Here is a 24,810-nt window from a genome sequence, read left to right on the forward strand (position 1 = left end):
GACAAGCGAGGAGCAAGGTGGGGGCAAGGAAATCAGAACCCCATCTTCTTCTTCATGTCCTGGTCGATCCACATCCGCGCGTAGATCGGGCCGGGACGGACCGCGCCCGCGCGCAGCTCGGCGTTGTAGTTCTTCACCCAGGGCCACCATGCGGTGTACACGTAAGGGGTCGGCAACCAGATATACGGCGCATCCGCGAGCACGTCGCGCGTCAGCGAGCGCAAGGCCTCTTGCCGGCGGCCTAGGTCGCGCATCTGGAAGGCTTCGTTCACGCGCTGCTCGTACTTGGCGTCGCCCCACTGCGCGGCGTTCCAGACCTGGCCCTTCACGAAGCTCTTGCGGATCGTGGTGGTCGGGTTGGTATGGCCGTTGCTCATCAGGTAGCCGGGCGCATTGGTCTTGGTGGTCATGGCCGACAGGAACGCGCCGTACTCCATCGGCTGGATCTCGATGCGCACGCCAACCTGCTCCAGGTAGGCGCCGATCAGCGGCAGCAGCTCCAGGTGCTCCGGCTGGCAGGCGCATACCTGCACCTTGAAGGTGAAGCCCTTCGCGTAGCCCGCCTCGGCCAGCAACTTGCGCGCCTTGTCCGGGTTGTAGGCGAACAGCTCCTTCACCGAATCCGGCATGGCGCTTAGCGGCTCGAAGTAGCCGGTGTAATCCGGATGCTGCGGGTAGGCGAACAGTTCGGCATTGCCGCCATAGAACTGCTTGACGATCTCCTGCTTGTTGACCGCCATGTTCAGCGCGCGCCGCACGCGCAGGTCGTTGAACGGCTTGGTATCGACGCGCAGCGCCACGTACTGGCCATTGGTCGACAGCCAGCGCGACCACTTGAGCGCCGGCGCGTTCTTCTTGAGCTCATCGACCGCGGTCCAGCGGACAGACTCGAGCACATCCAGCTTGCCGGTGCGCAGCATGGTGTTGCGGGTGGACTCGTCCTTGACCGTGCGCAGCACGACCTTGTCGACGAAGGGCAGCTTGTAGTCCTTGCCGGCAATCTTGTCGCTATCCCAGTATTGCTCGTTCTTCGTGTAAGTGCTGGCGGTGCCCTGGACAAAGTTGCTCAGCAGGAACGGCCCGCTGCCGTTCACATTCTTCCAGTTGCCGGCCCCGGCGGCCGCTACCTCCTTGGGCATGATGCCGGAGTAGTAGCCCCAGCCGAAACGGTAATCCCATTCGGCATTGAACTCCTTGAAGCGGAAGACCACGGTGTACTTGTCCGTTGCCTCCACCTTGTTGAGGTGGTCGTAATACGTGGGGATTTTCTTGGCGCTGGTGTTCTGGCGGTTGTAGCTGAAGACCACGTCGTCGGCCACCAGTTCGCGCTCTTCCATGACGCCCGCCTTGGCGGGGAATTTCACGCCCTTGCGCAGCTTGACTTCGAGCGTCAGCGGGTCGACCCACTTCCAGCTCTCGGCCAGCTCGCCACGAATCGCATCCTCCGGCAGCCACGCATCGGCCTGGAACGGATACTTGCCGCCATTGCGCCTGGCCTTGGAAAGGTCGGCGGCGAAGAGCTGTTCGTAGACCTGGCCGGTGTCGTAGTTCTGCTTCCAGTTCCAGTCCGCCAGGTCCCACGACAGGGCGGAGATGGTGGGATACATGGAGCCGATCTCGAGATTGCCGCCGTACTTCGGCGCTTCGGCCTGCGCGCAGGCGGCGCCGGCGGCGAGCGCCAGCGCCACGCCCGCCACCACTGAAGATATTGTCCGGTTCAAGCCGCGTCCCTCCATCGTCATCCTCCGTTGTTGGTTATCGCGATCCGCGCATGCGCGGGTCAAGCAGGTCACGTAGCGCGTCGCCGTAGACGTTGATGGCATAGACGACAACGGTGAGGCAGATGCCGGGGGCCAGTGCCAGCCAGGGCCCCTGGAACATGAAGGTGCGGCCGTTGCCCGAGAGCATGCCGCCCCAGGTCGGCGCGGGCGGCGGCACGCCCAGCCCGAGGAAAGACAGGCCGGATTCGGCCAGGATCGCGGTGCCCACGCGCGTGGTGAACAGCACGATGATGGGCGGCAGCACATTGGGCAGGATATGGCGCCAAAGGATGCGGCCGGTGGATGCGCCCATGGACTGCGCGGCGTGCACATACATGTTCTCGCGTACCGAGACCACCGCGCTGCGGATGATGCGCGAGCCGCCCACGCCCAGCAGCAGGCCTAGCGTGCCGATGATCTGCCAGCTGCCCGGGCCGAGCACGGACACCACCACGATCAGGATCACCAGGTCGGGAAAGCTCATCCACGCATCCACCATGCGCTGCACGATCAGGTCGAACTTGCCGCCCAGGTAGCCGGTCAGGATGCCGATCAGCACCGAGATGGCGGTAGCCAGCGTGGCGGCCGACAGCCCGATGATGACCGAGAGCTGCGCGCCGTACAGGCAGCGCGAGAGCATGTCGCGCCCGAGGTTGTCGGTGCCGAAGGGGTGCGCCCACGACGGCGGCTGCAGCCGCTTCATCATGCTGATCTCGTTGACGCCATAAGGCGCCAGCCAGTCGGCAAAGACGCCGCAGAACAGGAAGATCATGCAGATCACCGCGCCGGCGGCGCCCAGCGGCTTCTCGCGGAACAGGCGGCCCGCGAGTGCGAAGGCCGACCCTAGCCGGCCCGGGCCGGAAGTGGGCGGCGCGGCTGGGGCGGCTTGCGCCGTCTCGAGCGCCGGGGCGTTTGCGATTGGACGTGCCATCAGCGATGCCTCACTTTTGGGTCAAACAGCCCGTAGCTCAGGTCCACGAGCAGGTTGATGAGCATGACGGCCACCCCGACCACCAGAAACACGCCGGTGATCACGGGATAGTCGCGCTGGTTCACGGCGTCCAGCAGGAGCAGCCCCATGCCCGGCAGCGCGAAGATCTGCTCGATCACCACGGCCCCGCCGATCAGCAGCGGCGCCTGCAGGCCGATCAGCGTCACCACCGGGATCAGCGCGTTGCGCAGCGCATGGCGCAGGATCACCAGGCGCTCGTTCAAGCCCTTGGCCCAGGCCGTGCGGATGTAATCCTGGCGCAGCACCTCCAGCATCATGGTGCGCGTCATGCGCATGGTGATGGCCGACAGCGCCATGCCAAGGATGATGGCGGGCACCAGCATGTTGCTGATGTGCTGGAGCGGGTCTTCCAGGAAGGGAACGTAGCGCACCTCGGGCGACCAGCCCCACCACACGGAAGGAAACACCATGATCATCGTGCCCATCCAGAAGCTGGGCACCGCCAGCATCAGGATGGAGAACGAGCGCGCCACATAGTCGGCCGCGGTGTCCTGCCGGATCGCCGAGAGCACGCCCACGGGCAACGCAACCGACAGCGCCACGAACAGGGCAAGCGCGCCCAGCGAGAAGGTGGCGGGCATGCGCGCCAGCACCATCTTCAGCACCGGCTCACCCTGCCACAGCGACTGGCCGAGATCCCCGTGCAACACGATGTTGCCGATCCAGTGGACGTACTGGAACCACATCGGCTGGTCCAGGCCCAGCGTGCGGATCAGGTCCTCGCGGCTCTTGGTGTCGGCGCTGATGTCGTTCTGGCTCAGCATCAGGTCGACCACATCGCCCGGCACCATGCGCACGATCACGAAGACGATCAGGCTGGCGAACAGCAGCGTGGGCAGCAGCGCCAGCAGGCGGCGCAGGATGTAGGCACTCATGGCGCGCCCGCTTCCGTGACGCCAGCCCAGGCCACGCCGCGTGCCCTGAAAAAAGATACCGTAGATACGATAAAGAGTGCCGCCCCGACCATGCCGTCTCCTATTCGGTGCTTCGCGTGGTCGCCAAACACACCGGACAAGCATCGCTTAACACGTAAATCATGCGATATCTGGTGCGAGCCAGGAGTACATCCCTGGGAGCCTTCCACCGAGCTGCTGTTTGTGCAGATAGCCCATTCAGCATACCCAGAGTTCTAATTCATGACAACCGAACTGGCCCTTGAATGTCTAGTGGATTTACCTAGGTCGGCGCCGTAGTGGCGGGCCGCTTGTGCAGCGCAAACGCACGGCCGGCAACGCGAGGGCGAGCGCAGGCGCCACGCCTGCGCGTGGACGGCCTGCAAACACGATTGAGGATGGTGCGTTGCGGCGCTCAGTAGCCGCGCAAGGTCGCCCAGCGCTGGGCGTGGAAGTTGGTGTCGCCGAGCAGGATCTGCGCGGCGCAGGCACGCTTCATGTAGAAGCCGATCTCGAACTCGTCTGTCATGCCAATGCCGCCGTGCATCTGCACGGCCTCCTGCACCGCGAGCATCGCCGTGGACCCGGCGCGGGCTTTGGCCGCGGATACCAGCGCGACTGGCTGCGCCGGGCCGTCGTCGAGCAGTTGCTGGCTGCGCAGCACCGCTGCGCGCGTGATCTCGATCTCGCTGAACAGATGGGCAGCGCGATGCTGCAGCGCCTGGAACTCGCCGATGATCTTGCCGAACTGCTTGCGCTCTTTCAGGTATTGCAGCGTACGCTCGAAGGCTTCGTCGGCAATGCCGACCAGCTCGGACGCCAGCGCCACGCGGGCGATATCGAGCGCGTGCTCAAGCATGGCCGCGCCGCGACCGGCGTCGCCCAGCACCGCGTCCGCCGCCACGCGCACATCCCGGAACTGCACGCGCGCGGCATTGCGGGCATCCGCCATCACGGTGCGCTCCACGGTAATGCCATCGGCGCCGCGTGGCACCAGGAAGAGCGTGACGCCATCACGGTCGTCGGCGTTGCCGCTGGTGCGGCCCACCACGATCAGCGTATCGGCGATATGTCCGTCGATGACGAAGACCTTGGCGCCATTGAGCACGAACCCGCCGTCCTGCTGCACGGCGGCGAGCGCCTGGCGCTCCGGGCGGTGCGCCGCGCCCTCGTCGATCGCCAGCGCGGTCAGGTGCCTGCCAGCCGCGATGGCGGGCAGGAAATGCGCCTTCTGCGCTGCGCTGCCGCCGCGGGAAATCAACGAAGCGCCCAGCAAGGCGGTGGAGAAAAACGGCGTAGGGGCCAGCGTGCGGCCAAGCGCCTCCATCAGGACGCCCGCCTCCACCACGCCGAGCTCGCTGCCGCCATACTGTTCGGGGATCAGCACGCCGGCAAAGCCCAGCTCGGCAAACTCCCGCCAGAGGGCGGGCGAGAAGCCGGTGTCGTCCCGCGTGTCGCGCAGCTTGCGCAGCATCGGGATGGGAGCGCTTTCGCGCAGGAATGCCAGGGCGCTGTCCCGCAGCATCTCCTGGGTCTGATTCAATACGATGGCCATAGTTGGTCTCTGTCGGTCTCTGTCGGTCTCGAAGCGTTCTGGCGTGGAGTCAGGGCAGGCCGAGCAAGCGCTTGGCAACAATGTTGAGCTGCACTTCGCTCGTGCCGCCCTCGATCGAGTTGGCCTTGCTGCGCAGCCAGCCGCGCGCGGTGGCGCCGTCGTTGCTGCGCTCGCTCTCCCACTCCAGGGCCTCGCTGCCTCCGATCGACATCAGCAGCTCATAGCGCCGCTTGTTCAGCTCCGACCCGTAGTACTTCAGCACCGACGAGAACGCGGCGATGCCCTCGCCCTGCCGGGCCAGGTCCAGTGCGCGCTCCCCCGCCAGGGCGAATGCCGCCTCATCGATCTCGAAGGTGGCGATCTGCGCGCGCAGCATGGGCGCGTCGACTTCACCGCGCTCGTTCTGGCCGAGCGTGTCGCGCGCCAGCTTGCCCATTGGCGGGCGCTGGCCGCGCCCGCCAATGCCGCTGATCATCTCGCGCTCATGGGTCAGCAAGTACTTGGCGATGGCCCAGCCGCCGTTTTTCTCGCCCACCAGGTTGGCGCGCGGCACCACCACATCGTCAAAGAAGGTTTCGCAAAACGGCGACTTGCCGGAGATCAGCACGATGGGCCGGGCCGTCACGCCTGGCGTTTCCATGTCGAACAGCAAGAAGCTGATGCCAGTGTGCTTCTGTGCCGAAAAGTCGGTACGCACCAGGCAGAAGATCCAGTCCGCCTTGTCGGCGTAGGAAGTCCATACCTTCTGGCCGTTGACGACAAAGTGATCGCCGCGCTCGTCCGCGCGCGTTTGCAGCGAGGCCAGGTCCGACCCGGCATTGGGCTCCGAATACCCCTGGCACCAGCGGATCTCGCCGCGGGCGATCCTCGGCAGATGCTCGCGCTTCTGCGCCTCCGAGCCAAACCGGAGCAAGGCCGGGCCAAGCATCCAAATGCCGAAGCTTTGCAACGGCACGCGGCAGCCAAGCGCTTGCATTTCCTGGCGCAGCACCTTGGCCTGCTCGCGGGAGAGGCCGCCGCCGCCATACTCGCGCGGCCACTCCGGCACCGTCCAGCCCTTGTCCCCCATGCGCGCGAGCCAGAGGCGCTGCGCCTCGGACTGGAAGCGGAACTTGCGCCCGCCCCAGCAGATGTCGTCTTCGTTGCGCACGGGCTGCCGCATTTCGGGCGGGCATTGCGCTTGCAGCCAGGCACGTACCTCCTGCCGGAAGGTTTCCAGGTCATCCACGCTCGTCTCCTGTTTTTTGGCTTGTCTTGTTTTGATTTGGATTCGTTATATAAGCCCGATCCCGCAACGTCAATACTCCATTTCCTAAAATGGAGACATGGCTTTGCCATGAACCTCTCCATTGCTCACAATCATGCATTATCCGCCGATGTGATAGCATTCCAGGGAACATACCGTAACCACTAAACCGGCAAGAACACCAAGCCGGTCTGCGCCCGTGTGGCGCAACCAGGAGACAATGTGGAGGCCAAAGCCAGCAGCGCGCCGCGCTGTGCCATCCCTGCCTTTCCGGGTGCCCGGGCGCCGGATCGCTCGCGCGCCGTCAGCGCCGACGGCATCCGCATCGCCGTCCATGAGTGGGGCCCGATCGACGCCACGCCGGTCCTGTTGGTGCATGGCGCCATGGATTTCGCGCGGACCTTCGATGTCTTCGCGCCGCTGCTGGCCGATGCCGGCTACCGCGTGGTGTCTTACGACCAGCGTGGCCACGGCGACTCCGAGCATGCCGACCTGTACAGCTGGGTCGCGGACGAGCGGGACCTGCTGGCGGTGGCCGACTCGGTCACGCGCGAGCCGCTGATCGCAATCGGCCATAGCAAGGGCGGCTCGTTGCTGGTGCATGCGATCCAGGCGCTGCCGCACCGGTTCACCCGCTTTGTCGCCATCGATGGCCTGCCCTTTCACAATCCGCACGCGGACAGCGCCGTGCGCGACAAGAAGTCGATGACCGCGCCCATCATCACGCAGTGGCTCGATACGCGCCGGCAAAGCCCGGGGCTCGCACGCAAGCCCGGCACCCTTGAAGAACTCGCGCGGCGGCGCGCCCGGATGAACCCGCGGCTGGCCCATGCGTGGCTGTGCTACCTGGCAGCGCTCGGCGCGCGGCAGGATGCGGACGGCTGGCGCTGGAAGCTTGACCCGGTGATCGGTTCCTCCGGCTTTGGCCCCATGCGCGCACGCTGGATGACCGACCGCCTGCCAGGCTTTCCCATTCCCATGCTGGCCATTTTCGGCACGGAACGCGAGCCGATGGGGTGGGATGCCACCGCGGCCGACCTGGCGCCGTACTTCCCGCCCTCGACCCAGGTACAGGTGATGGCCGACACCGGGCACTTCATCCATATCGAGCGACCGCGAGAGACCGCGGAACGCATCCTGCCCTTCCTCCGTTCATGACCCTCTACCTGCGCCACAATCGCCTGCGCCTTGCCCTGCATCCGCTCAAGGCCGGCAGCGGGCCCGCGCTGCTGTTGCTGCACGGGCTGGGCGAGCGCTCGCCGGACACATTGCCGGCCGAGTACGCCGGCTGGCCCGGCACGGTGCACGCGCTGGATTTCACCGGGCACGGGCTCTCGGACATTCCACGCGGCGGTGGCTACAGCTGCGAGTTCCTGATGGCGGACGCGGATATCGCACTGGCGCACCTGGGCCCGTCAACCGTGGCGGGGCGCGGGCTGGGCGGCTATATCGCCTTGCTGCTGGCCGGCGCGCGCCCGCAGCAGGTGCGCGGCGCCATCCTGCGCGACGGCCCCGGCCTGGCCGGTGGCGGCACCGCCGCACGCAATCCGTATATCCCGGTGGTGGATACCACGCGCACCGGCCCGCCCGACCCGTACGCCATCGCCGACCTGGCAACCGACGTGCGCCCGCCGAGCTACGCGGCCAACTACGCGATGCTGGCCGCGCAGCACGCCGACACGCCGCGGCCGATCTCCGTGTGCACGCGCGAGCGCCCAGACTGGCTGAAGGCGGTGACGGAGCTGCTCTCGCTGGAGAAGGTCGAACTGGAGCAGGCGCTGCAACACTACGCGGCGCAAGCGGCGATGCGTGGAGGCACTCAGGCATGAAAGCGGAACTCGCCGCGCACGCCCGTGGCAAGAATGCCGGACATGGCGATGCGCACGCACTGGCGGAGGACAGCTTCCGCGCCCACGTACAGCAGCACCTGCCACGCAACGCGCGCGCCTACCTGGTCCACGGCATGCTGGGCATGACCGGCTTCCGGCTGGTGACCGCCCCCACCTTCGTGCCGGCCTATATCTACCTGCTGTCCGGCTCCAAGCTGGTGGTGGGGTGCGTGCTTGGCGCGCAGTACGCCGGCATGGCGTTGTCCTCGATCTGGGGCGCCACGCAGATCGAACATCGCCAGCGCGTGATGCCGCTGATCTACCTGGTGGGCTGGCTGGTACGCCTGCAGATCCTCGGCCTGGGCTTGTCCGCCTTCCTGCTCTCGGGCGACGGCGCGCTGGCCGCCGCCGCCGGGTTCCTGCTGCTGTTCGGCCTGTTCAACGGCGTGCAGAACGTCACCTTCAACTACCTCACGTCCAAGATCATTCCGCTGGAGCGGCGGGGCGCGTTGAGTGCGTTCCGCAATTTCCTCGGCGGGCTGATCGCGGCGGCGGTGGCCTATCTGGGCGGCCGCTTCCTGGTTGGCGGCAATGTGTTCGGCAATGGCTACGCCACCACCTTCCTCGCCGCCTTCGTCCTTACCAGCCTGGGCATCTCCGCGCTGACCCGCATGCGCGAGCCAGTGCTGCACGATGTGCGCGTGCAATCGGGCTTTCGCCAGCGCCTGCGCGAAGTGCCGGCGCTGCTGCGCGCGGACAAGCACTACGTGCGCTTCTTCGTGGCCCGCGCGCTGGTGGCGTTCAGCATGATGGCCGTGCCGTTCTATGCCATCTATGTTGGCAGCCATCTGCCGCTCTCGGGCGCCACGCTGGGCTACCTGAGCATTGCCTACCTGCTGGCGCAGACCACCAGCAACCTGGTCTGGGGCCGCCTGGCCGACCGCCACGGCTATCGGCTGGTGTTCCTGTGCAGCATCGGGCTGTGGGTGCTGTCCACCGCCGCGCTGCTGCTCTGCGATGGCCTGGGCGCGTTCCTGCTGGTGTTCTGCGGGCTGGGCGCCAGCTTTGGCGGCTACTTCCTGTCTGCGGACAATTTTGCGCTGGAGTTCGGCAACCGGCGCGATCGCCCAATGCTGCTGGCGGTGTCCGACACCGCCACCTACACGATGATGGCGTGCGGGCCGATCCTCGGCGGCATGCTGGCGCAGGGGGTGCGCTTCTCGCTGGTGTTCGTCGCGGCCATGGTGGTCATGAGCATCGCCTTTGTGCTCGCCCTGCGGGTCGAGGAGCCGCGCCGCCGCCCGCGGCCGCAGCGCGAGGGCAGCGCGTAGCGCCAGCATCGGGATCATCGGGATCAACAGGATCACGGATCAACAGGAGACAGGATGACATTCAGGACCTATCCAGAATTCAGCACGCACTACCCGCTTGTGCTCACCACGATCATGAAGCGCCCGGTGCGGATGTATCCCAACGAGATCGGCGTCGTCTACCGCAACCCCGCCACCGGCGAGTATTTCCGCTTTACCTGGATGCAGTGGTACCGGCGCGTGGCCCAGCTGGCCAACGGCCTGCGCGGCGAGCTCAAGGTGCAAGCCGGCACGCCTGGCGAACCTGGCGAGCGCATCGCCACGATGGCGCTCAACACCCACCGCCATCTGGAGCTGTACTACGGCGTGACGGGCATTGGCGCCACCTTGCACCCTATCAATGTCCGCCTGTCCCCGCAGCACATCGTCTACACCATCCGGCACGCGCAGGACAAGATCCTGTTTGTCGACGACACCCTGATGCCCTTGCTGGAAGGCATCTACAACCAGATCAAGGATGTGGTCGAGCTGGTGGTCTATATGTCGGACAAGCCGGGGCTGCCGCAAACCCGCATCCCCAACATCATCGAGTACGAAACGCTGATCGCCCGCCAGGCCGAGACCATCGAGTGGCCCGCCCTGCACGAGGACGTGAACGCCACGCTGTGCTACACCACCGGCACCACGGGCCAGCCGAAGGGCGCCACCTTCACGCATCGCCAGCTCTACCTGCTGACGATCCACATGATGGCGCAGCTCGCCATCGGCAACACACCGGACCACGATATTGCCGATGGCCTGGGCGCGCGGCTGGGCGAAGGCGCGGTGCCGCTGCTGAATACGCCGATGTTCCACATCCACGGCTGGGGGCAGCCTTTCGTCGCGGTCTATAGCGCGCAAAAGATCGTGCTGCACGGGACCTTTACCGTGCAGGGCTTCTGCGAGCTGGTGGAGCGCGAGAAGGTGACTTCGGTGGGCATCGTGGCGACCATCGCGGCCATGCTGCTCGAATACCCGGACCTGAAGAAGTACGACCTCAGCAGCCTGGTGCGCGTCAGCGTGGGCGGCGGCGCGCTGCCGCTCGGGCTCAAGCGCAAGCTGGAAGCCCTGATCCCCACCTTCCGCATGAGTTCGGGCTACGGCATGACCGAGACCGCACCCACCATTGTTGGCTCGTTCATCAAGAAGACCATGGTCCACCTGGACCGGGACGAGACCGATGCGGTGCTGGTCAAATCCGGCCTGCCGATTCTTGGCGTGGAGGTGGAGGTCATCGACGACAAAGGCAAGCCGGTGCCTCAGGACGACCACACGGTCGGCGAGATCGTGGTGCGCGCGCCCTGGGCAACCGGGCAGTACTACCGCAACCCCGAGAAGAGCGCGGAGCTGTGGCAGGACGGCTGGCTGCACACCGGCGACATCGCCAAGGTGGATGCCGAGGGCTATATCACCATCGCCGACCGCATGAAGGACGTGATCCGCAGCGGCGCGGAAATGGTGCCCACGGTACTGCTGGAGAACCTGATCGCGATGGCCGATTTCGTGCACGAGGCGACAGTGGTCGGCGTGCCGGATCCGGTCTGGGGCGAGAAGCCCTTGGCGCTGGTCAGCGTGCGCAACGGCTTTGAGGCCGACGAGGACAGCGTCATCGATTTCCTGAAGGTCCACGGCGTCGAGACCGGCAAGATCACCAGGTGGATGCTGCCCAAGCTCGTCGCCATCACGCGGGACATCCCCAAGACCAGCGTAGGCAAGTACAACAAAAAGCAGATCCGCGATGACCTGGAGACATTCCTGGCCATCGCCAAGGATGTTTCGCATCGCCACGGTTAGGCATTCACTCAAAACACAGCAGGAGACTTCCCATGCGTGAAGCAGTCATCGTATCCACCGCACGTACGCCGATCGGCAAGGCCCATCGCGGCGCCTTCAACAACACGCAGGCGCAGGAGCTCGGCGCCCACGCCATCTCGCACGCCGTGCAGCGCGCGGGCATCGACCCGGCGGAAATCGCCGACGTGATCCTGGGCTGCGCGGTGCAGCAAGGCTCCACGGGTGGCAACGTCGCGCGCCAGGCGCTGCTGCGCGCCGGGCTGCCCGTCACGGTGTCGGGCATGTCGATGGACCGCCAGTGCGCCTCCGGCCTGATGGCGATCGCCACGGCCGCCAAGCAGATCATCGTCGACGGCATGCAGGTTGCCGTGGGCGGCGGGCTGGAGTCGATCTCGCTGGTCCAGAACGACAAGATCAACCGCTATCGCGCGCAGGACCCGCAACTGGCGCAGACACTGCCGCAGATCTACATGACGATGCTGGAGACCGCCGAGATCGTGGCGCAGCGCTATGGCGTGAGCCGCGAAGCCCAGGACGCGTACTCGCTGCAATCGCAGCAGCGCACGGCCGCCGCGCAGCAAGCCGGACGCTTCGACGCGGAAATCGTGCCAATCACCACCACCATGCTGGTCACCGACAAGGCCAGCGGCGCCGTGAGCGAAAAGCAGGTTACGCTGGAAAAGGACGAAGGCAACCGCCCCGGCACCACGCTGGCCGACCTGCAGGCCCTCAAGCCGGTCTTCAAGAACGGGCAACGCGTGGCCGAGGGCCGCTTCATCACCGCCGGCAACGCCTCGCAACTGTCCGATGGCGCGTCCGCCATGGTGCTGATGGAAGCCAGGGAAGCCGAACGCCGCGGCCTGCAGCCGCTGGGCGCGTACCGCGGCATGGCCGTTGCCGGCTGCGATCCGGACGAGATGGGCATTGGCCCGGTGTTCGCCATTCCCAAGCTGCTCAAGCAGCATGGCTTGTCGATGAGCGACATCGGCATCTGGGAACTGAACGAGGCGTTCGCCAGCCAGGTCCTGCATATCCGCGATACGCTCGGCATTCCAGACGAGCGCCTGAACGTCTCCGGTGGGGCGATCTCCATTGGCCATCCGTACGGCATGTCCGGTGCGCGCATGAGCGGCCACCTGCTGCTGGAAGGCAAGCGCCGCGGCGCCAGGTTTGGCGTGGTGACGATGTGCATCGGCGGCGGCATGGGCGCCGCCGGGCTGTTCGAGATTTTCTGAGCCGCTTGCCAGCCCTCGCATCAAGCCGCCTTAACTGACACACCGACACACCGATACACCGATACACCGACACACTGGAGTCCACACGCATGACCACGATCAACGCAGTCGCCGATCTCGCCGTGGAAGGCGATATCGCCATCCTTACGCTCAACTCGCCGCCGGTCAACGCACTGTCCGCCGCAGTCCGTGCCGGCATCCTCGCTGGCGTCGAGCGCGCCATCGCCGACAGCAACGTCAAGGGCATCGTCCTGACCTGCGCGGGCAAGACCTTTATCGCCGGCGCCGACATCACCGAATTCGGCAAGCCGCCGGTAGGCCCGTCGCTGGCCGACGTGCAAGCCGCAATCGAGGGCTCACCCAAGCCGGTGGTCGCCGCCATCCACGGCACCGCGCTGGGCGGCGGGCTGGAAGTCGCGCTGGTCTGCCACTACCGCGTGGCAGCCAGGTCCGCCAAATGCGGCCTGCCGGAAGTCAACCTCGGCCTGCTGCCCGGCGCTGGCGGCACGCAACGCCTGCCCCGCATCGTCGGCCCCGCCAAGGCGCTCGACATGGTGACTTCGGGCGCCCACATCGGCGCGGCCGCCGCCGCGGAAATGGGCCTGTTCGACCTGGTGACCGAAGACGCTGCGCTGCGCGCCGGCGCCATTGCCTTCGCCAGGCAGGTCAACGCCGAGCAGCGCCCGCTGCGCAAGGTGCGCGACCTCAACGAAAAAGTGGAAGCCGCGCGCGGCAAGCCGGAGCTGTTCGCCGACTTCCGCCGTGCCAACGCCCGCAAGTTCCGTGGCTTCGACGCGCCCGAGTACAACATCCGCTGCATCGAGGCCGCGGTCAACCTGCCGTTTGACGAAGGCATGAAGGTGGAGCGCAAGCTCTTCCTGGAACTGATGAACGGCACGCAATCCGCCGCGCAGCGCTACTACTTCTTCGCCTCGCGCCAGGTCTGGAACCTGCCCGACGTGCCAGCCGACACACCGGTCATCGACGTGAAGAAGGTAGGCATCATCGGCGCAGGCACCATGGGCGGCGGCATCGCCATGAACATGCTCAACGCCGGCATTCCCGTCGTGATCGTGGAAACCGCGCAGGAAGCGCTGGACCGCGGCGTGCGCACCATCCGCGCCAACTACGACAACACCGCCAAGAAGGGCCGCATCACCGCCGCCGATGTCGACAAGCGCATGGCGCTGCTGACCCCGACGCTGGAACTCGGCCAGCTGGCCGACGCCGACCTGGTCATCGAAGCCGTCTATGAAAACATGGACGTGAAGAAGGACATCTTCGGCAAGCTCGACAAGATCGTGAAGCAGGGTGCCATCCTGGCCACCAACACTTCCGCGCTCGACGTCAACGAGATCGCCCGCGCCACGTCACGCCCGGAATCCGTGATCGGCCTGCACTTCTTCTCGCCGGCCAACGTCATGAAGCTGCTGGAAGTGGTACGCGGCGACAAGACCTCCAAACCCGTCATCCGCACGTCGATGGAGCTGGCCCGCAAGATCGGCAAGATCGCCGCGCTGGTGGGCGTGTGCCCGGGCTTTGTCGGCAACCGCATGCTCGCCCAGCGCCAGCGCGAAGCGCAGAAGCTCGTGCTTGAAGGCGCGCTGCCGTGGGACATCGACCGCGTGCTGTACAACTTCGGCTTCCCGATGGGCCCGTTCGCCATGAGCGACCTGGCCGGCCTGGACCTGGGCTGGATCCGCGAGAAATCCAGCAGCTCCACGCTGCGCGAGATCCTGTGCGAGATGGACCGCCGCGGCCAGAAAACCGGCGCGGGCTACTACGACTACGACGAGAAGCGCAATGCCATGCCCTCGCCCGTGGTCGAGGGGATCATCCGCGACTTTGCCGCCAGGCAGGACAAGACCAGCCGCGTGGTCTCCGAGCAGGAGATCCTCGAGCGCTGCATCTACCCGATGATCAACGAGGGCGCGAAGATCCTGGAGGAAGGCAAGGCCATCCGCGCCTCCGACATCGATGTGGTGTGGGTCAACGGCTACGGCTGGCCGGTGTATCGGGGCGGCCCGATGTGCTATGCGGACACGATCGGGCTGGACAAGGTGCTGGCAACCATGAAGAACTTCGAGGCGACGCTCGGCGCGGACTTCAAGCCGGCCAAGCTGCTCGAGGACCTGGTTGCGCAGGGCAAGAAGTTCAGCGACCTGAAGTAGGCAGTTCCGGCGCAGCGTGCTGATGCGCCTCCTTGGCCGGCCCGGCCTTGGGGGCCATGTAGCGCCGCAGCTCCACCCACTGCCACGACAGCAGCGCCGGGATGCCAAAGAGCACCTCGCGCGCGCGCTTGACCAGTGCCAGCGACAAGGCCACCTGCGGGTCGACGCCAAGCAGGTGTCCCAGCAGCATCATCACCGCCTCCTGCACGCCAAGGCCGGCCGGCACGAAGAAGGCCACATGGCGCACGGCCTGCGTCAGCGACTCGATCGCCAGCGCCTGCCAGAGCGGGACGGGATGGCCCAGCAGCCACAGCGCGAACCAGATCTCCACCGCACCCAAGGCAAGGCCGGCGAACTGCCAGCACAGCGCAGCCAGCAATTCGCGGCGGCGCGCATTCAGCGCGCGGATCTGCGCATCGAGCCGGGCGCCGTCGATCAGCGCGACCACCCGGTGGTCCGTGCCGAACAAGCGCCGCGCGGCGCCCTCCAGCCGCTCGAACAGCGCGCTATGGCGCAGCGAGAGCGCAAACAACACTGGCACCGGCAAGGACAGCAGCAAGCCAGCCAGGATCACCCAGGCATGGCCATCGCCGCCACCGAGCGCCAGCAGCAGCAGCACCACGCCGAGCGCGGAGAACAGGTACTGCGCGAACAGCGTCACCATGACTTCCACCACGATGCTGGCGGTCACCGCCGTGGTATCCGCGATGCGCAGGCGGGTCAGCCGGATGCCAACCAGCTCGCCACCCACACCCACGGTAGGCAACAGCCGGTTGACCGCCTCGCGCACGGTGGCCACCCACCACAGGAAGGCCAGGCCGGCGGACTCATCCGGATCGGCCGAAGTCAGCAACACCCGCCAGCCTTGCGCGTCCAGCAGCAGCGGCAGCGCGTGGAAAGGCACGAGCAGCAGCAGCGGCCAGCCAGCCTGGCCAACGATGTGGCCAATGTCGGACGCGCCGTGGTGCAGCACCAGTGCCGTCAAGGCCAGCAAGCCCAACAGCCCGGTCAGGTAGATCAGGCGCTTCATGCCGGGGCCAGGGCACCGGGCGCGCCAAAGATGTCGGCAAACCCGCCGCGAAGCACACCCGCGCGCTCCAGCGCCTCGCGCACGCGGGGCGACAGCAGCGCGGCCAGCTCGTCGGCATGGCGATAGCCACGCATGCTGGGCGCGACCTCGGCACCGGAGACCACGCCGGGATGCAGGTAGATCTCGCCCACGCCCGCCGGCAGCTCCGCCAGCGCGGCCAGCAAGGCGGCTTCGTCCATGCGGCCGCTATTGGCAATGCCAAGCACGTAGTCGTTGTGGGCAATGCCAGCCAGGTCCAGCCGCCTGCGCAACAAAGCCAGCCAGGGCCGCAGCAGCGGCGGCGCCGCGGGCTCGCTGGGCAGGCGCATGGCGCGCAGGCCGAACTCGCGGCCGATCTGCAGGATCAGGGACAACACGGTGGGATGCAAGTGGAAATGCTTGTGGGTGTTCACGTGGTCCAGCGTCAGCCCGGTGGCGGCGAACGCCTCGAACTGGGCGCGGATCTCCGCGGCCAGCTGGCGCCGCACATGCGGCAGGAAGAAAAAGCGGAAGCCGTCGCGCGCCATGGCCGAGCCGAAACGGCCATGCGCATCCACCAGCGCCGGAATGGCGGCCGGGGCCAGCACTGCCGGGCCGTCGGCCAGCACCACATGCAGGCCCACGCGCAAGCGCGGCAGGCGCCTGGCGCGCGCCACCGCGTCGGCGGCCGCACTCGCGCCCACCATCAGGCTGGCGGCGTTCAGCACGCCATCGCGGTGCGCCAGCTCCACCGCTTCATTGACACCGCCGTGCAGGCCGAAATCGTCGGCGGTGATGATCAGGGCACGCCGCGCGGGATCAGACGCCACAGGATCGCTAGCCAGGGTCAGGCCTCGTGCGAGCGCAGGAAGCGGAAGAACTCCACCCCTTCGCGCAGGCGACGCTTCATCATTTCCCAGCTGCCCAGCATCTCGCGCACGATCTCCCAGATCTTGCTCGGGCGGAAGTAGAAGCGCTTATAGAACGTTTCCACGCCATGGTAGATCTCTTCCTTGCTCAGGTGCGGATAGCTGATCGCGGCCAGCTGCACGCCCTTGTCGTTGACCAGGTTGATGACCTTGTTGTCTTCCAGCCAGCCGTTTTCCACCGCCTGCCGGTATAGCGTGGTGCCCGGATAGGGCGCTGCCAGCGAAACCTGGATCGTGTGCGGGTTAATGTCCTTGGCGTAGGCGATGGTCTTCTCGATCGTCTCGCGCGTCTCGCCGGGCAAGCCGAGGATGAAGGTGCCGTGGATGATGATGCCGAGCTTGCGGCAGTCCTCGGTGAAGCGCCGCGCGATATCAGTGCGCAGGCCCTTCTTGATATTGAGCAGGATCTGGTCGTCGCCGGACTCGTAGCCCACCAGCAGCAGGCGCAGGCCGTTCTCCTTCATGATCTTGAGCGTGCTGTAGGGCACGTTGGCCTTGGCATTGCAGGACCACGTCACGCCCAGCTTGCCCAGCCCGCGCGCGATCTCCTCCACGCGCGGCTTGAAATCGGTGAAGGTGTCGTCGTCGAACATGATCTCCTTGACCTCGGGCATGTTCTCCTTGATCCATTTGACCTCGGCGATCACGTTCTCCGGGGAGCGCGTGCGATAGCGGTGCCCGCCCACGGTCTGCGGCCACAGGCAGAAGGTGCACTTGGAGCGGCAACCGCGCCCGGTATAGATCGAGACGTAGGGGTGCTTCAGGTAGCCGATGAAGTAGTTGTCGATCTTCAGGTCGCGCCGGTAGATGGGTGCCACGAAGGGCAGCTCATCCATGTTCTCGATCATCGGGCGCGGGCCGTTGTGCTCCTGGGAGCCATCCGGCAGTTTGTAGCTCAGGCCGAGCACGTCCTTGAGCGGCTTGCCGGCGGCCACTTCCTGGCAGGTGTAGTCGAATTCCTCGCGGCACACGAAATCGATGGCGGGGCTGGCGCCGAGCGTGCCACCGGGGTCGACGGCGGGCTTGGCGCCTACCATGCCGATCATCACCCCTGGGTGGCGTGCCTTGAGCTCTTCCGCGAACTTGGCGTCGGTGGGAAAGGACGGCGTGCTGGTGTGGATGATGACCAGTTCATAGCCGGCGGCGATATCCAGCGTTTCCTGCACACCCAGGCCGTCGGCGGGCGCATCGAGCACGCGGCTATCCGGCACCAGGGCGGCGGGCTGCGCCAGCCATGTCGGGTACCAGAACGATTTGATCTCGCGCTTGGCTTGATAGCGCGAGCCGGCGCCGCCGTCAAAGCCATCGAAGGAAGGCACCTGGAGGAAGAGGGTTTTCATAGCAGCCTCGGGGGATTCAAGCCGTTTGTCGAGAGGGACGACTGGCGTTCCGGCACGCCATTGTCCGTCCCCTCGGTCATCAAGGGAAGGGGGCGAAGCGTTACGCCAGCACCCTGGTAAGGTTCCATGCCCGTACGCGCCGCCGGCGCGCGCGGCTGCAGCGGCGCCTCGGCTGTGGGAGGGTCTCGCACCGGCAATATCCGATCGCGCCAACGCACCTGCGATCCGGCCAGGGCAACCGCCCACTCCAAGAGCAGCAAGGTATCACGCAGTGGCGCCATCAGCGCGGCGCCGACGCCGCCAGCCAGGAAACTGCGTGCCAGCCCGCCCAGCACCACCGCGGCCAGCACCAGCGGCTGCGGCGAAAGCCAGGCGGCCAGCGCCAGCATTGGCCAGGTGAACGTGATGAAGGTGAAGGCGAAGCCAGTCGGATTGAGCGAGCGGATGGTGCGCATCCACCGCAATTCATGCGCCCAGAGATCAAAAAAAGTTCTTTCAGTCACATCGGTGGTGACCATCTCATCCGACAGCACCGTCTCCAGCCCCTGGCGCCGAACCAGCTCGCCCAGCCAGAAATCGTCGGCAAGGCGGTTGGAGAGCGCTTCGAACCCGCCAATTGCGGCCAGCGCGTCACGCCGCAGGGCGATGGTGGCGCCGAAGGAAAAACTGCGGGAGCCGCCCGCGTGGGCGATCCGCACCGAAGGCGCGAACCAGTGGTCGATAAATCCCGCCCCCAGGCGCGACCAGAAGCCGCCGACCGGATGGCCGCGATACAGGCAGGTCACCACACCGACCGGGGCTTCGGCCAGGGGGGCGGTAACCCGTTCCAGATAATCCGGCGCCACGGCAATGTCGCTATCGGCGACCACCAGCCATGCGTGGCGCGCACTGGCGCAGAGGTTGATCAGGTTGCTGGCCTTGAGATTGCTGCCATGCACCCGGGGATCGATGACCAGGTCGATCTCGCAGGCGGGGAAATCGGCGCGCAAGCGCTCCACGACGCCTATGGCGGGATCGTCGGCAGCACGCACGCCAAACACGATCTGGTAGGCTGGGTGCTGTTGCCGGCACAAGGTGGCCAGGTTTTCGTAGAGCCGCGGCTCGGCGCCACAGAGTGGCTTGAGCACGCTCACCGGGTGAACGCTCGTGCTATCCGGGGCTACGCAGGCGGGCGCCGGGCCGGGCGAGGAGCGTCGGCTGACCCACGCCGCCGCCACGGCATATCCAGCCGCGAGCCATGCCACTGCCGGACCAGCGAGCCCCCCCAACGTCATTTCGGCCAGCCCTCAAATTAAGGTTTTGACTAAAGTCGTACGGTATAGCGCAAATACTTAAGGAAGTATTAAGGGGGAATATGACGTACAGAAGTTATTTCGTCCACTAGAAAGATCGCCGATGGCGTGGGGACAACGTGGGGTACGTAAATCAGACAAGAAAGATATTGATAACAATTCTTGTTAATTTTATTTATATCGGAAGGGCCAAAGCCGCAGACAGGCCCCGAGCACCCGCTACGCTGCGAACCGGGACGCCTGCTCGATCAGGTCAGGGCGAACACGCGCGAAGTCCCGGACCATATCCGGCTGGTTGCTCTCGATGTCCATGTCGATGTCCATGTCGATGCCCCTTTAGTCCATCCTGCCCCTCGCCCATGCCTGCCCTGGACTACTTCGCCACGGATATCGAGCAAGGGCTCTTGCGCGTGGTGAAGAGCGCCCCCATGCCACCGCCGCTGGTTTATTCCGCCGTGTACCGGGAGGATGTCTTCAGTGCGGCGCTGGATGTCATTGCCGAGGTCAGCCGGCTTGTGTGCGACTTCTCGCGTGGCCCGCATGATCTTGCGGTTGAGCGGTGAGCGATCGAGCGTCGCATCGACGCTCGGCGGAAATGGCAGGCGGATTGCAGGCTCCGCTCAGTCCATTGCCCCAATCCAAGTTGCAAAAGCCTCAACGTCCGCTTGCTGCACGTTCCGGGCCATGGCGACCAGGTAAAAGCCATAGCCTGGCAGCGACAGGGGATGCGCCTTGACCAGTGTCCCGGATCTCAGCTCATGGCTCACCACCACGTCGCTGCAGATCGCGACCCCCTGCCCCGCAACCACGGCGTCGATCGCGTGCATTTCCTCTCGGAAACTCAGCGCCCACGTTTTATCGGCCGCCTTCAGGCTCGGATCGATCAGGCCCGCGGTTGCCAGCCATTGCCGCCATGTGGGGGCTTGCGGATCCCGCGTCATCCAGTCGAAGTGGATTAGGGGGAAACGCAGCAGATCCGAGGCGCGCTCGATGGTGTGTCCATCCTTAGCCAGCAGCGCCGGGCTGCAGATCGGGAAAAACGTGTCCCGACAGATCTCCCGCACGACGAATCCTGTTGGCATGGTCCGGGCATAGCGGATCGCCACATCGGCCTCACCCGCTCGAAGGTCCAGGATCGCGTCCGTTCCGATGATCTCAAGCGCGATGTCGGGGTATCGCTCCCGCCACTGCGGCAGACGCGGGACCAGCCATCGGCTCGCGAACGCATTGGGGCTCGTGACGCGTAGCGGAATCGGCGCACCGGACTCGGCCATCCCGGCCACCGCGCCCACGAGGGCATCGAACCCATCACGCAACGCCGGATACAGCCTCGCACCCGCGCCCGTGAGCACCGGAGGCCGCGGGTGCCGCTGGAACAGGCGGTGCCCACACGTCTCTTCCAGCAGCCGGATCTGATGGCTGATGGCAGTAGGCGTCACATGGAGTTCAGCCGCCGCGGCCTTGAAACTGCCAAGCCTGGCGGCAGCCTCAAAGGCCTGCAGCGATCGCAGAGGGGGCAGCTTTCTCATGGACGTAGATGAATTTTCCTCACCCGGAGCTGAGTTCTTTGATTTTGCCATGCGAAAGAGCGCGTGACAGTATGCTCCCAGTCGGCTGGGACTGGCCCCGATGACACCGAGAGAATGGGGGGTAAGTATGGACACTGGACAACGGGTCAACCACCTCGGGACCGATCGGCCGGCATCAATGATCGACACCTTGCGGCGCAAACTGGACGGAAATGTGGTCCTCCCGGACGATCCCGGCTATGAGGAAGCGCGCAAGGTCTGGAACGGCGCCGTGAACAAGCGGCCGGCCATGGTCGTGTACTGCGCCAGCACGCGCGATGTCATCGAAGCGGTGATGTTCGCCCGATCGGGCAACCACCTCGTGGCGGTCCGCAGCGGCGGACATAATGTGGCGGGCTTGTCGGTCTGTGACAATGGGATCGTGATCGATCTGTCTCGCATGAAGCACATTGCCGTCGACCCGGCGCGGCGTGTGGCCCGTGCCGAAGCCGGCCTGAGCCTGGGCGAGTTCGACACCGCCACACAGGCCCATGGACTGGCCACCACGATGGGCATCAATAGCGACACGGGCATTGCCGGACTGACCTTGGGCGGCGGCTTTGGCAAGCTCGGGCGCAAATACGGCCTGGCCTGTGACAACCTTCTGGCCGCCGATGTCGTGTTGGCCGATGGCAGGCTTGTGAAAGCCAGCGCCGTCGAGAACGCGGAGCTGTTCTGGGGATTACGCGGAGGCGGCGGCAACTTCGGCATTGTTACCGCCTTCGAATACCAGCTCCACCCGGTCGGGCCGGTACTGCTGGTCGGCTCGGTACTCCACCCCTACGACCGCGCGCGAGATGCGATGCGGTTCTACGATGATTTCTGCGCCCAGGCCCCGGACGAACTCAGCGTGGACGCTGCTCTCGTGACGGCCCCGTCGGGCGAGCGCTTCTTCAACATATCGGCCTGCTACTGCGGCGCGAACGAGCTCGGCGAGCGCATCATCCGTCCACTTCTGGAGCAAGGCGCCCCGGTCGAGAGCAAGCTGGCCCCGGTACCCTACCTTCAAATCCAGTCCGGCGGCGACAGCCTCTTTCCGCGCGGACGCCGCTACTACTGGAAGGCGCAGTATCTGCGCACGCTCACCGACGCCGCCATCGACACCGTTCTCGAGACCTACGCGCGTGCGCCCTCGGTTTCCTCACTACTGGTGTTCCAGCACGTCGGCGGCGCCATTGCCCGCGTTCCTGCGTCGGCAACGCCCTATGCGAATCGTGACGCGCGCTACGACTGCTTCCCTATCTCGATCTGGGATGCTCCGCACGAGGAGGATGCGGCCATCCGCTGGGCGCGCGACGTGTGGAGCGCCGTCAAGCCCTTCTCGACTGGAGGCGTCTATGCGAACAACCTCGGCGACGAGGGCGAGGACCGCGTGCGCGCCGCCTATGGTGAAAACCATGCGCGTCTCGCCGCGCTCAAAGCCATATACGATCCGGCCAACTTCTTTCGCCTGAACCAAAACATCAGGCCCTCGGCCTAGAGAACCGTGTTATGCCTCGCGCAATTGAAACCGTGCCACTGTTCGCGCGAGCTCCCGTGCCCGATCATTAAGCATCGATGATGCTGCCGCAGACTCCTCCACCAGCGCAGCGTTCTGTTGCGTGGCTTGATCCATTTCTGACACGCTCTGGTCGAGCTGTCCGATACCTGTGTTCTGCTCGCTCACCGCACCGTGTATCTCAGTAATGATGCGTCGAACGTGCTCGATGTCCTTGACAATATCGGTCATGGTCGAGCCCGCTGCCTGGACCCGCTCGGTGCCGCTGCTTACGCTGGCTACGGAGCTTTCGATGAGCCCCTTGATCTCCTGGGCGGCTGTGGCACTGCGCTGAGCCAGCGTCCGCACCTCGCCAGCCACCACGGCAAAGCCGCGGCCCTGTTCCCCGGCACGCGCCGCCTCGACTGCCGCGTTAAGCGCTAGGATATTGGTCTGGAAGGCGATGCTGTCGATCACGCCTATTATTTCCGTGATCCGTCCCGACGATTTAGCGATCTCGTCCATGATGCGCACAGCGCCAGAGACAACTTCGCCGCCGCGCGCCGCGGTGGCGCTGGCATCCGTCGCCAACTGCGTTGCCTGCTCGGCCGCTTCCGCAGTCTGCTTTACACTCGATGCCAGTTGGGTCAAGGCTGCCGAGGTCTGCTGCAGATTGCTGGCCGAGGCTTCCGTGCGATGGGATAGGTCGCGATTACCTGCCTCGATCTCGCCAGTTGCCGAGGTCATACCCTGCACACTGGCACGCACGTCGACCAACACGGCGCCGATCTTCTCTACGAAGGCGTTGAACGACGCGGATATCTGTGCCACCTCATCATTGCCCACGACATCCAGCCGGCGGGTCAAGTCGCCCCCGCCAGTCCCGATGGTATCCATCGCGTCACGTACGCTGGAGAGCCTGCGGAGCGCTTTTGCGGTAAAGAAGGTGGCAATGCCGAGCGCAGCCAAGGTAAGCAGGACCAAGGCTATGCCCATGGCGCTTACGACGTGGCGCAGGCCTACGGTGGCTTCAGCCTTATCGAGCGCGATCACCAGATACCAATCGGTGCCGGCGACAGGCTGGGCCTTTAGCAGCTTCGGCACGCCCTGGATTTCCACTTCTAGCGGCGCACTAGCCCGAACCAGGTTCTCGAGCGTGGCCGGCGTCAGTGCGGCTGTCACTTCGCTGACCGGCTTTAGCATCTGATTCGCATCGGCGTGGGCGATTACCTGGCCATCCCTGGCTACGACAAAGGCCAAGCTCGAAGGCGTTGGATGTATCGCCTTCACGACTTCTCGCACGCCTTCCAGTGGCACCGCGCCGCTGACGGCGCCGATTGCCGCGCCGTCACGGATGAGTGGCGCCGCAAAGGAAACGTACGGCACTCGAGTCGAGACATCTCCATACGGCTTGGTCACAGTCGGCTTGCCCGCGGCCAGCGCCGCTTTGTACCAAGGGCGCGCGGTGGGATCGTAGTCCTTCGGCGTCGTGCTGCTGCTCGAGTAGTATGACTTGTCGCTCCACCCGATGGTGGTCACGGGAAAGCCGTTGGCACCACCCATGAACTTGACCAAGCCAGCGGGGTCGCCTTTCTCCACGACCTCCGCTGCAGTCTTGACGGCCAAAGCCTTGGCGGCGGCCCATTGTTCGATCGCCAGCGTGTTGCCACTGGCGATGGCGCTAAGGTCGCTCTCCATTGTTGCCGTCATACTTGCACGGACGATGCCATAGGTGGCGGCACCGGAGAGTGCGAGAGCGCCGACAACCGTGGCGGACATGATCAGAGCGATGCGGGTGCGGAGCGAGGATGCGGACATACCGAAGAGAGTGATGTTACCTGGGTGGGTCGGTCTGAGTGCGGCATTATTACGGTGCCTGAGACCACGGCATCGGCCGGTCTTAGGCGCCACAGAGCTAACTACGGCAACCGAGTGGGTAACTTTAGGCCGGCGGCAAGAACCGGCGCAGGTGCCCTGCGCTGAGCCCGAGGGTGGCGTGGAACCTGTTCCTCGCTCGGGTAGAGCGATCTATGTAGGCGGCGGTATGGATTGGGGGGGAACTACCGTTTCTTCGTCAGTCTCACAGGGGAATTCCACATCCCCGGTTGGCCTGTTGCCAGCCGCGTTTCGGGACGCCTATCGCGTGGCTCAAATGGGTGGCCCTGTCAGCAATTTCCAGCGCTTCACAGACAGGGAGGTCGGGGCGACTCTGGGACACCAGCGCCCTGCCGGATAATCTGGCAGGGCCTATAGCGTGCAACTCACACAAGATGACCTATATCCGCTCTCTCGGGACAAGCGAGCTATCTTTT

Annotated in this window: 19 protein-coding genes; 8 read left to right on the plus strand and 11 right to left on the minus strand. The window is 65.5% G+C overall.

Going from position 1 to position 24,810, the window contains the following annotated elements; translation table 11 throughout:
* Positions 1-32: 32 nt before the first annotated feature.
* From A9975_RS16680 to A9975_RS16700, 5 genes are all read right to left on the minus strand, one after another.
* Entirely contained in the window at positions 33-1,742 is a 1,710-nt protein-coding gene (locus A9975_RS16680) for an ABC transporter substrate-binding protein (protein ID WP_370564792.1), read from the minus strand.
* Between the two features lie 13 nt (positions 1,743-1,755).
* Positions 1,756-2,691: an ABC transporter permease gene (locus tag A9975_RS16685; protein ID WP_183033800.1), complete on the minus strand. Its 936-nt coding sequence runs from the start codon at positions 2,689-2,691 to the stop codon at positions 1,756-1,758.
* Positions 2,691-3,647: an ABC transporter permease gene (locus A9975_RS16690; protein ID WP_183033801.1), complete on the minus strand. Its 957-nt coding sequence runs from the start codon at positions 3,645-3,647 to the stop codon at positions 2,691-2,693. Before A9975_RS16690 ends, A9975_RS16685 begins: the two co-directional genes overlap by 1 nt.
* Positions 3,648-4,080: 433 nt before the next feature.
* Entirely contained in the window at positions 4,081-5,220 is a 1,140-nt protein-coding gene (locus A9975_RS16695; protein ID WP_183033802.1) for an acyl-CoA dehydrogenase family protein, read from the minus strand.
* A 49-nt stretch (positions 5,221-5,269) separates the two neighbouring features.
* A complete protein-coding gene (locus A9975_RS16700; RefSeq protein ID WP_183033803.1) occupies positions 5,270-6,448 on the minus strand; it encodes an acyl-CoA dehydrogenase family protein in 1,179 nt (392 codons plus the stop codon).
* 240 nt (positions 6,449-6,688) lie between these two features.
* Between A9975_RS16700 and A9975_RS16705 the strand changes: the two genes are divergently transcribed.
* From A9975_RS16705 to A9975_RS16730, 6 genes are all read left to right on the plus strand, one after another.
* Positions 6,689-7,624: an alpha/beta fold hydrolase gene (locus A9975_RS16705; RefSeq protein ID WP_183033804.1), complete on the plus strand. Its 936-nt coding sequence runs from the start codon at positions 6,689-6,691 to the stop codon at positions 7,622-7,624.
* Entirely contained in the window at positions 7,621-8,295 is a 675-nt protein-coding gene (locus A9975_RS16710; protein ID WP_183033805.1) for an alpha/beta fold hydrolase, read from the plus strand. The genes A9975_RS16705 and A9975_RS16710 overlap by 4 nt, the downstream gene beginning before the upstream one ends.
* Entirely contained in the window at positions 8,292-9,626 is a 1,335-nt protein-coding gene (locus A9975_RS16715) for an MFS transporter (protein WP_183033806.1), read from the plus strand. The genes A9975_RS16710 and A9975_RS16715 overlap by 4 nt, the downstream gene beginning before the upstream one ends.
* A gap of 54 nt (positions 9,627-9,680) precedes the next feature.
* Positions 9,681-11,438 (plus strand): long-chain-fatty-acid--CoA ligase, encoded by a 1,758-nt coding sequence (locus A9975_RS16720; protein ID WP_183033807.1) that lies wholly within the window; start codon positions 9,681-9,683, stop codon positions 11,436-11,438.
* A 32-nt stretch (positions 11,439-11,470) separates the two neighbouring features.
* Positions 11,471-12,673: an acetyl-CoA C-acyltransferase gene (locus A9975_RS16725; protein WP_183033808.1), complete on the plus strand. Its 1,203-nt coding sequence runs from the start codon at positions 11,471-11,473 to the stop codon at positions 12,671-12,673.
* An 89-nt stretch (positions 12,674-12,762) separates the two neighbouring features.
* The gene (locus tag A9975_RS16730) at positions 12,763-14,844 is read left to right on the plus strand and encodes a 3-hydroxyacyl-CoA dehydrogenase NAD-binding domain-containing protein (protein WP_183033809.1); all 2,082 of its coding nucleotides are present in this window, start codon (positions 12,763-12,765) and stop codon (positions 14,842-14,844) included.
* Here the strand turns inward: A9975_RS16730 and A9975_RS16735 are convergent.
* Genes A9975_RS16735 through hpnI form a run of 4 tightly spaced genes read right to left on the minus strand, consistent with a single transcriptional unit; the run spans position 14,828 to position 19,435 of the window.
* Positions 14,828-15,874: a lysylphosphatidylglycerol synthase domain-containing protein gene (locus A9975_RS16735; protein WP_183033810.1), complete on the minus strand. Its 1,047-nt coding sequence runs from the start codon at positions 15,872-15,874 to the stop codon at positions 14,828-14,830. The genes A9975_RS16730 and A9975_RS16735 overlap by 17 nt on opposite strands.
* Complete coding sequence (hpnK, locus tag A9975_RS16740; RefSeq protein WP_183033811.1) at positions 15,871-16,722, minus strand: hopanoid biosynthesis-associated protein HpnK; 852 nt, start codon at positions 16,720-16,722, stop codon at positions 15,871-15,873. The genes A9975_RS16735 and hpnK overlap by 4 nt, the downstream gene beginning before the upstream one ends.
* A gap of 17 nt (positions 16,723-16,739) precedes the next feature.
* Positions 16,740-18,161, minus strand: coding sequence for a hopanoid biosynthesis associated radical SAM protein HpnJ (gene hpnJ / locus A9975_RS16745; protein WP_183033812.1), 1,422 nt, complete (start codon positions 18,159-18,161; stop codon positions 16,740-16,742).
* A complete protein-coding gene (hpnI, locus tag A9975_RS16750) occupies positions 18,158-19,435 on the minus strand; it encodes a bacteriohopanetetrol glucosamine biosynthesis glycosyltransferase HpnI (protein ID WP_183033813.1) in 1,278 nt (425 codons plus the stop codon). Before hpnI ends, hpnJ begins: the two co-directional genes overlap by 4 nt.
* Before the next feature lie 377 nt (positions 19,436-19,812).
* On the opposite strand from hpnI, the gene A9975_RS16755 reads away from it, so the two are divergent.
* Positions 19,813-20,016 carry a hypothetical protein gene (locus A9975_RS16755; protein ID WP_183033814.1) on the plus strand — a complete coding sequence of 68 codons (204 nt, stop codon included), beginning with the start codon at positions 19,813-19,815 and terminating at the stop codon, positions 20,014-20,016.
* Positions 20,017-20,073: 57 nt separating this feature from the next.
* Here the strand turns inward: A9975_RS16755 and A9975_RS16760 are convergent, their stop codons facing one another.
* Positions 20,074-20,982: a LysR substrate-binding domain-containing protein gene (locus A9975_RS16760; RefSeq protein WP_183033815.1), complete on the minus strand. Its 909-nt coding sequence runs from the start codon at positions 20,980-20,982 to the stop codon at positions 20,074-20,076.
* Between the two features lie 178 nt (positions 20,983-21,160).
* Between A9975_RS16760 and A9975_RS16765 the strand changes: the two genes are divergently transcribed.
* Positions 21,161-22,501 (plus strand): FAD-binding oxidoreductase, encoded by a 1,341-nt coding sequence (locus A9975_RS16765; protein ID WP_255503267.1) that lies wholly within the window; start codon positions 21,161-21,163, stop codon positions 22,499-22,501.
* 9 nt (positions 22,502-22,510) lie between these two features.
* Here A9975_RS16765 and A9975_RS16770 read toward each other — a convergent pair whose 3' ends face one another.
* Positions 22,511-24,316: a methyl-accepting chemotaxis protein gene (locus A9975_RS16770; RefSeq protein ID WP_183033817.1), complete on the minus strand. Its 1,806-nt coding sequence runs from the start codon at positions 24,314-24,316 to the stop codon at positions 22,511-22,513.
* Between the last annotated feature and the right edge of the window lie 494 nt (positions 24,317-24,810).

Origin of the sequence: Cupriavidus sp. UME77 (genome assembly GCF_014170355.1) — a bacterium.
In the GTDB taxonomy this organism is placed as follows: domain Bacteria; phylum Pseudomonadota; class Gammaproteobacteria; order Burkholderiales; family Burkholderiaceae; genus Cupriavidus; species Cupriavidus basilensis.

Coding starts and splice junctions, on each gene's coding strand:
- A9975_RS16770 (WP_183033817.1), bottom strand. CDS start 24,316: ATGTCCGCATCCTCGCTCCGCACCCGCATCGCTCTGATCATGTCCGCC.
- hpnI (WP_183033813.1), bottom strand. CDS start 19,435: ATGACGTTGGGGGGGCTCGCTGGTCCGGCAGTGGCATGGCTCGCGGCT.
- A9975_RS16760 (WP_183033815.1), bottom strand. CDS start 20,982: ATGAGAAAGCTGCCCCCTCTGCGATCGCTGCAGGCCTTTGAGGCTGCC.
- A9975_RS16715 (WP_183033806.1), top strand. CDS start 8,292: ATGAAAGCGGAACTCGCCGCGCACGCCCGTGGCAAGAATGCCGGACAT.
- A9975_RS16690 (WP_183033801.1), bottom strand. CDS start 3,647: ATGAGTGCCTACATCCTGCGCCGCCTGCTGGCGCTGCTGCCCACGCTG.
- A9975_RS16755 (WP_183033814.1), top strand. CDS start 19,813: ATGCCTGCCCTGGACTACTTCGCCACGGATATCGAGCAAGGGCTCTTG.
- A9975_RS16720 (WP_183033807.1), top strand. CDS start 9,681: ATGACATTCAGGACCTATCCAGAATTCAGCACGCACTACCCGCTTGTG.
- A9975_RS16680 (WP_370564792.1), bottom strand. CDS start 1,742: ATGACGATGGAGGGACGCGGCTTGAACCGGACAATATCTTCAGTGGTG.
- A9975_RS16730 (WP_183033809.1), top strand. CDS start 12,763: ATGACCACGATCAACGCAGTCGCCGATCTCGCCGTGGAAGGCGATATC.
- A9975_RS16695 (WP_183033802.1), bottom strand. CDS start 5,220: ATGGCCATCGTATTGAATCAGACCCAGGAGATGCTGCGGGACAGCGCC.
- hpnJ (WP_183033812.1), bottom strand. CDS start 18,161: ATGAAAACCCTCTTCCTCCAGGTGCCTTCCTTCGATGGCTTTGACGGC.
- A9975_RS16685 (WP_183033800.1), bottom strand. CDS start 2,691: ATGGCACGTCCAATCGCAAACGCCCCGGCGCTCGAGACGGCGCAAGCC.
- A9975_RS16765 (WP_255503267.1), top strand. CDS start 21,161: ATGATCGACACCTTGCGGCGCAAACTGGACGGAAATGTGGTCCTCCCG.
- A9975_RS16710 (WP_183033805.1), top strand. CDS start 7,621: ATGACCCTCTACCTGCGCCACAATCGCCTGCGCCTTGCCCTGCATCCG.
- A9975_RS16735 (WP_183033810.1), bottom strand. CDS start 15,874: ATGAAGCGCCTGATCTACCTGACCGGGCTGTTGGGCTTGCTGGCCTTG.
- A9975_RS16725 (WP_183033808.1), top strand. CDS start 11,471: ATGCGTGAAGCAGTCATCGTATCCACCGCACGTACGCCGATCGGCAAG.